General features: G+C 64.5%; 6 protein-coding genes. 2 read left to right on the forward strand and 4 right to left on the reverse strand.

The window, feature by feature from the left end; genetic code table 11:
* The first annotated feature begins 1 nt into the window (after position 1).
* Both HMPREF3173_RS21880 and HMPREF3173_RS21885 read left to right on the forward strand, forming a co-directional pair.
* Positions 2-1735 carry a C13 family peptidase gene (locus HMPREF3173_RS21880; RefSeq protein WP_070576665.1) on the forward strand — a complete coding sequence of 578 codons (1734 nt, stop codon included), beginning with the start codon at positions 2-4 and terminating at the stop codon, positions 1733-1735.
* 28 nt (positions 1736-1763) lie between these two features.
* On the forward strand, positions 1764-2408 hold the full coding sequence (locus tag HMPREF3173_RS21885) for an oxidoreductase (RefSeq protein ID WP_043211149.1): 645 nt from the start codon (positions 1764-1766) through the stop codon (positions 2406-2408).
* 74 nt (positions 2409-2482) lie between these two features.
* Here HMPREF3173_RS21885 and HMPREF3173_RS21890 read toward each other — a convergent pair whose 3' ends face one another.
* From HMPREF3173_RS21890 to HMPREF3173_RS21905, 4 genes are all read right to left on the reverse strand, one after another.
* Positions 2483-2770, reverse strand: coding sequence for a YceK/YidQ family lipoprotein (locus tag HMPREF3173_RS21890; protein WP_070576668.1), 288 nt, complete (start codon positions 2768-2770; stop codon positions 2483-2485).
* Entirely contained in the window at positions 2767-3396 is a 630-nt protein-coding gene (gene ubiX, locus HMPREF3173_RS21895) for a flavin prenyltransferase UbiX (protein WP_043211143.1), read from the reverse strand. The genes HMPREF3173_RS21890 and ubiX overlap by 4 nt, the downstream gene beginning before the upstream one ends.
* On the reverse strand, positions 3393-4742 hold the full coding sequence (gene mpl, locus HMPREF3173_RS21900) for a UDP-N-acetylmuramate:L-alanyl-gamma-D-glutamyl-meso-diaminopimelate ligase (RefSeq protein WP_070576670.1): 1350 nt from the start codon (positions 4740-4742) through the stop codon (positions 3393-3395). The genes ubiX and mpl overlap by 4 nt, the downstream gene beginning before the upstream one ends.
* 66 nt (positions 4743-4808) lie before the next feature.
* Positions 4809-6779: a sigma-54-dependent Fis family transcriptional regulator gene (locus HMPREF3173_RS21905; protein WP_070576674.1), complete on the reverse strand. Its 1971-nt coding sequence runs from the start codon at positions 6777-6779 to the stop codon at positions 4809-4811.
* Between the last annotated feature and the right edge of the window lie 283 nt (positions 6780-7062).

Consider the following 7062-nt stretch of genomic DNA (forward strand, 5'->3'; position numbering starts at 1 on the left):
CATGCGCGCACTGCTGCCCTTCACCTTGATCCTGCTGCTCGCCGCTTGTGGCGAAGGCGAACCCTTGTCGCCACCGGACGCCCGCCTGCCCGATGGGGGCCGCTACCGAGGGCAGGTGGTCGACGGCCTCCTGCAGGGCGAAGGGCGCATCGACTACCCCAATGGGAGTTGGTACGCCGGCACTTTCCTCAACGGCCAATGGCATGGCCAGGGCGAGTGGCACGGCAGTAATGGCGAGATCTACCGAGGTCAGTTCGCCGAAGGCCTGTTCCATGGCTTGGGCGATCTGACCACACCCGGTAGCCACTACGCTGGCACCTTCAAGCATGGCCGGCGCGACGGCGAAGGCACCCTCAAGCAAAACGACCAGACCTACCGCGGCCAGTTCGCCAACGACCAGTACGAAGGCGCCGGCGAACTGGAGCTGGCCGACGGCAGCCGCTACCAAGGCTTGTTCGCCAAAGGCAAACCCAACGGCGCCGGCGTCCGCAGCGATGCCAACGGCAATCAGTTCAGTGGCCACTTCGTCGACGGCTTGCTCCAGGGAGCCGGCACCTACGACAGCGTCGAAGGCGAGCAATACATCGGCGAGTTCAAGGACAACCGCCTCGAAGGCCGCGGACGTTATGAGAACGCTGAGGGCGATGTATGGATCGGTGACTTCAAAGACGGCACCCTCGACGGCCAGGGCGAGATGCTCGGCAGCGATGGCAGCCGCTACAAAGGCGGCTTTCGCGACTGGCAGTTCAGCGGCAAAGGCCACCTGCAACTCGCCGACGGTAGCCAGTATGTGGGCAGTTTCGAAAACGACACCTACCAGGGACATGGCCGGCTGATCCAGGCCAACGGCAAGGTCGAAGGCGGTTATTGGGTCAAGGGCGTACGGGTACGCGACGAGAAGAACAAGCTGCTCCCCGACCCGCTGGATCTGGCCTTGCTCAACCAAGGCCAACTGCTCGAGCGGTCGCTGGCCAGCGTGCCGCCTTCCCAACCGCCCATCCAGCTGTACAGCCTAGTTGTGGCAGGCGACGGCCAGCAGAGCGTGTTTCTGCGTGAGGCCGACTACGTCAGCAATATGCTCAAGATCCGCTTCGGCGCCCATGGCCAGATTACCTTGGTCAACCACCGCGACCATATGGCCGACCGTCCCATGGCCACTCGCGAGAACCTTACCCGTGCCGCGCGCACCCTGGCCGAGCGCAGCGGCCCTGAAGACCTGATTTTCATCTACCTCACCAGCCACGGCAGCCCTGACCACCAACTGGTATTCGACCAGCCCCGCCTGCAACTGGCGGACCTGTCCGCCGACGAATTAGCCAGCGCCTTGGCTCCGCTCAAGGAGCGCGACAAGGTCATTGTGATCTCGGCCTGCTATTCAGGTGGCTATATCGCCCCGCTCAAGAACGACCGCACGCTGATCATGACTGCGGCGCGCCCCGACCGGGTGTCCTTCGGCTGTTCGGAAGAGGCTGATTTCACCTATTTCGGCGACGCCTTGTTCGCCGAGGCGCTGAATCAGACCGACGACCTCAAGCAGGCCTTCGAACTGGCGCGCGCCAGTGTTGCCGAACGTGAAAGAAGGGAAGGTTTCGAAGCCTCCGAGCCGCAGCTCTGGGCACCGCCTGCAGTGCTTGCACACTGGCAGAGCCTGCGCCGGCAACAGGCCGAGGAAGCCTTGCGCAATGAAGCTCAACCAGTGCGTGGGGACCAGGCAAAAACACCTGAGGCCCACTAAGCTTGGTAGTAACAAAGGGAGAGACATCATGTACTTGACGCCTCAGCATGTCCTGCTTGCCGGAGCCACGGGTCTTACGGGTGAACACCTGCTCGACCGCCTGCTCAACGAGCCCACCATCAGCCGGGTGCTGGCGCCGACCCGCCGCCCGCTGGCCGAACATCCACACTTGGAAAACCCCGTGGGTGATCCGGCCGTGTTTCTCCCGCAACTGGCCGGTCGCGTCGATATCGCCTTCTGCTGCCTGGGCACCACGCTCAAGCAGGCAGGCTCGGAAACCGCGTTCCGCGCCGTAGACCTGGACATGGTCGTCGCCTTCAGCAAACGAGCCCGGGAAATGGGCGCCCGTCACCTGCTGGTGGTCAGCGCCCTGGGCGCCGACCCCAAATCGTCGATCTTCTACAACCGGGTCAAGGGCGAGATGGAAGAAGCACTCAAGGCCCAGGACTGGCCACAATTGACCATCGTCCGACCTTCGCTGCTGCTGGGAGACCGTGTCGAACCCCGGGCAAGCGAACGCATTGCCGCCCCCTTCGCCCGCCTGATCCCTGGCAAGTACCGGGGCATCGAAGCCTGCACCCTGGCCCGAGCACTGTGGCGCCTAGCTTTGGAGGAAGAGGACGGGATTCGGATCGTCGAGTCCGACGAGTTGCGCAAGCTGGGCAAGAAATAGCCTAGCGCTGGCAAACCCGCTCCCACCTGACCTGCGCAAGGCCCGTTGGGAGCGGGTTCATCCGATAAACGCCCTCACAGACCGCCCGTGGCGTTGAACCCCACCCCTGCCGCGGTCAGCAACGACAATGGCAATAGCAATGTGTCCAGCAATGCGCTGCCCGGCAGGTCCAGCCCCGGGTAAGCCGGCGCCTGGGCGCCAAAGCGATCCTCGGGGCAGCAGCCGCCGTTCATCACATACAGGTCCAACCGCGTTCCTGCATACACGACCGGTGCCCCGGGTTTGTTGGCATCCAAGGTGCGCACGGTCGCGCAGCCGCTGAGCAGCACTACCGCCAGCAGCCCCATCAACAGTCGACTCAATCGTCAGCCCCGAAATGATGCTCACCCCAGCGCGGCAGCATGTCCTGGGGGATGTTCAGCAGATTGAGGATGCGCGCCACGACGAAGTCGACCAGATCGTCGATGGTCTGGGGCTGGTGATAGAAGCCTGGGGCCGCCGGCAGGATCACCGCGCCCATCTGCGACAGCTTGAGCATGTTCTCCAGGTGGATGGTCGAGAACGGCGCCTCGCGGGGCACGAGGATCAACTGGCGGCGCTCCTTGAGGGTGACGTCCGCGGCACGCTCGATCAGGTTGTTGCAGGCTCCCGTGGCGATGGCCGACAACGTTCCGGTGGAGCACGGCACCACCACCATCGCCGCCGGCGCGCCGGAGCCGGAGGCCACCGGCGCCATCCAGTCTTCCTTGCCGTACACGCGGATCTGCCCGTCGGCAGCCCCTGTGTACTCGGTGAGGAAGGTCTGCATCGCTTGAGGTTTGGCCGGCAGTACCACGTCGGTCTCGGTGGACATCACCAATTGCGCGGCCTTGGAGATCAGAAAGTGCACCTCCCGGTCCTCGCGCACCAGGCAATCGAGCAGGCGTAGGCCATATTGCGCGCCGGAGGCGCCGGTCATGGCCAGGGTAATGCGCTCCGGCCCGCTCACTTGAGGGCCTCGGCCAGTTTGCCGTGCAGCCCGCCAAAGCCGCCGTTGCTCATGATGACCACGTGGGTGCCTGGGCGCGCCTGGCCTTTGACCCGCTCGATGATCGCCTCGAGGCTGTCGGCCACTACCGAGGGTACCTTGCACTGCGCTGCGGTGGCCGCCAGGTCCCAGCCCAGGTTGGGGGGGGCGTACCAGATCACTTGGTCGGCGTGCTCGACGCTGTCCGGCAGGCCGTCACGGTGGGCACCCAACTTCATGGAGTTGGAACGCGGCTCGATCACCGCGATCACCGGCGCCTCGCCGACGCGCTTGCGCAGCCCGTCGAGGGTGGTGGCGATGGCGGTCGGGTGGTGGGCGAAGTCGTCATAGATGGTCACGCCTTGAACCTCGGCGACCTTTTCCATCCGCCGCTTAACGCTCTTGAAGGCGCTCAGGCCTTCAATGGCCATGGTCGGCGCCACCCCCACATGGCGAGCTGCAGCCAAGGTCGCCAGGGCGTTGGCGACGTTGTGCTGGCCGGTCAGTTCCCACTGGACAACCCCTTGGACCACGCCTTCGAACAACACCTCGAAGTGAGAGCCATCGGCGCTCAGCAGGCGCGCCTGCCATTGGCCGCCCTCGCCTGTGGTTTGCACCGGCGTCCAGCAACCCATGCCGATGACGCGCTCCAAGGCCTGTTCTGTGGTGGGGTGGATGACCAGGCCTTCGCTAGGGATGGTTCGCACCAAATGGTGGAACTGCCGCTCGATGGACGCCAAATCCGGGAAGATATCCGCATGATCGAATTCAAGATTGTTGAGGATCGCCGTACGGGGGTGGTAATGGACGAACTTCGAACGCTTGTCGAAGAAGGCGCTGTCATACTCGTCGGCTTCGACGACGAAGAACGGCGTGCCGCCCAGGCGTGCCGATACCGAGAAGTTCTGCGGCACGCCGCCGATCAAGAAGCCCGGGCTCATGCCTGCATGTTCCAGTACCCATGCCAGCATGCTGCTGGTGGTGGTCTTGCCGTGGGTGCCGGCCACTGCCAGCACCCAACGGCCCTGCAGCACGTGATCGGCCAACCACTGCGGGCCGGAGACATAGGGCAGCCCCTTGTTCAGCACGTACTCCACGGCCGGGTTGCCCCGGGACATGGCGTTGCCGATCACCACCAGGTCAGGCGCTGGCTCCAGCTGGGCCGGATCGTACCCTTGGGTCAACTGGATGCCCTGGGCCTCCAACTGAGTGCTCATGGGAGGGTAGACGTTGGCGTCGGAGCCGGTGACCCGATGGCCCAGCTCCTTGGCCAGCACCGCCAGCGAACCCATGAAAGTGCCGCAAATACCGAGAATGTGAATGTGCATGGTCGACCTCGCAAAACTTCGGGGCAGGTTAGCCCAGGGCGAGGGAAATCGCACTCGCTGTTTCGCTCAACCCGCCCTGGCGATGCCGTGTTTGCGCAGTTTTCGATACAAGGTGTTGCGACTGATGCCCAGATGCTCGGCGACATGCGTCATGTGCCAGTGTTTTGCCTCTAGCACGGTCAGCAGCGCGTCCCGCTCGGCATGCTCGAGCGTGGCGGGATGTTTGTGGGATCGGGCCTGCCCCGCAGTGGCGCCAGCAGGGTCGACATCCTCGACGCGCTCGCGGGCCAAACCCGCTCCCATCGAGTCGGCGCCCGCTTTCACGATGGCTGGCAAGTCGGAAAACTCGATGCGATTGTCTTCACACAGAGCGACCAGCGTGCGCAGCACATTGCGCATCTGCCGCACGTTGCCCGGCCAGGCAAACTCCAGCAACGCCTGACGAGCGGACGGTGCGAGGTCGATGGCCTCGCCAGAGGCCTCCTGGCGCAACAGGAAATCGAGCAACTGGGCCTTGTCGCTGCGCTCGCGCAACGCCGGCAGCGCCACTTCCAGGCCGTTGAGCCGGTAATACAGGTCCTCGCGGAAGCTGCCCTCGCTCACCCGTTCCAACAGGTCACGGTGGGTGGCGCTGATGATCCGTACATCCACCGCCTGGGGCTCCCCCCCAATCGGCACCACCTGGCGCTCCTCCAGCACCCGCAACAGGCGAGTCTGCAGGGCCAGCGGCATGTCGCCGATCTCGTCGAGCAGCAAGGTGCCACCGTCGGCCTGCAGCAGCTTGCCGCGCATGCCCTCCTTGCGTGCCCCGGTGAAACTGCCACCGCGATAGCCGAACAGCTCACTCTCGATCAGGCTCTCCGGGATCGACGCGCAATTGATGGCCACGAATGGCTTGTCGCGACGCTGACTGGCCTGGTGCACGGCCTGGGCGAACGCCTCCTTGCCGCAGCCGGTCTCGCCGCACAGCAGCAGCGGCACGTCACGTTCGAACACTCGCACGGCGCGGCGCAAGTCCTGCTCCAGTGCAGGGTCGACCACGCAAATACCCGTGGGAATGTCATGCCGGACCTCGGGCAGGCTCGCCGGCACCGACCAGGCGGATGCCCGCGCCTGGCCACGCAGGGTGGCGAACACTTGGCGGCCATCGCGGGTATGCAGCGGCCAGGCCGTACTGCCTTGGGGTGTGGCACGACTGAACAGTTCGTCATGACTACAGGCGAAGAACATTCCCACCGGCTTGCCGAGCATACCGCCGCGGATGGTGCCCAGCAGGTTCAGCGCGCTCTGGTTGACCGCGCAGATCCGGCCGTCACCGTCGAATGCCACCAGCCCTTCACTGAACAGCCCGACCGACTCGGCCTGCAGGTGGAAGCGCAGCAGCCACTGATGCTCGAAATGACGCAGGAAGTAGCAGCTCTCGATCATTTTTGCCGACAGGTTGACCAGCGCCATGGTGTGGAACTGGCTCTGTCGCGAGACCTCCGGGCGGGCCGAAGACACATCGAGTACCGCCAGCAGTTCTCCGTGTGGATCGAACACCGGGCTCGCCGAGCAGGTCAGGCCGGTATGCCGGCCGCGGAAGTGCTCACCTTGATGAATGGTCAAGGCCTGGCGCTCGACCAGGCAGGTGCCGATGCCATTGGTGCCTTCGCGAGCCTCGCTCCAGTCGGCGCCCAGCCACAGCCCGGCACGCTCGAAGATGCGCCGCTCGGTGGGGGCGGTCACGCAGTTGAGGATCACGCCGCGAGCATCGGTCAGCAGCACGGCATGGCCAGCGCCGGAAAGCTGCTGGTGCAGGCTGTTCATCTCAGTGTCGGCGATCTGCAGCACCTGCTGCAGGCGTTCGCGGCTTTCCAGCAGGCGACCATGCTCCAGCACCACAGGCGCCTGGGCCTGGGCCGGGTCGAGATGATAGTCCTCCAGGCAACGCAGCCAGGAGCGCGCGATCGAAGGGTCGCTGCCTGGCCCACTGGCCTGACCGCTGGCGACCGTGAGCACCTGGTGGGCATGGCGGCTGAACGAGTTGCTCTGCATTGTTGTTCTTCTCCGCAGATAGAGCGTTGCGCCAGCATCCTCCACCTGTCAGCGCATTGCAACGACACGCTGACCACTGAGTCATATGCTGTACCGGGAGCGGTACAAAATGTCACGACAGGCGTGCCACTGTTGCCACAGCCGCGCCCCTAACTTCCTCACCGCATCAGGCAAAGCCCTTGATCTACAAGGGGTGCACGGCACTGGCCCGACCTTTGCTCTACGCTTTTCAACTCCGCAACAAACACAATAGCCAGGAGACACACCATGCGTTACGCACATC

It is taken from the genome of Pseudomonas sp. HMSC08G10 (assembly GCF_001808425.1).
In the GTDB taxonomy this organism is placed as follows: Bacteria; Pseudomonadota; Gammaproteobacteria; order Pseudomonadales; family Pseudomonadaceae; genus Aquipseudomonas; species Aquipseudomonas guariconensis.

Excerpts from the sequence above, each read along its gene's own strand:
- HMPREF3173_RS21905 (WP_070576674.1), bottom strand. The coding sequence starts at position 6,779 with ATGCAGAGCAACTCGTTCAGCCGCCATGCCCACCAGGTGCTCACGGTC.
- mpl (WP_070576670.1), bottom strand. The coding sequence starts at position 4,742 with ATGCACATTCACATTCTCGGTATTTGCGGCACTTTCATGGGTTCGCTG.
- HMPREF3173_RS21885 (WP_043211149.1), top strand. The coding sequence starts at position 1,764 with ATGTACTTGACGCCTCAGCATGTCCTGCTTGCCGGAGCCACGGGTCTT.
- HMPREF3173_RS21880 (WP_070576665.1), top strand. The coding sequence starts at position 2 with ATGCGCGCACTGCTGCCCTTCACCTTGATCCTGCTGCTCGCCGCTTGT.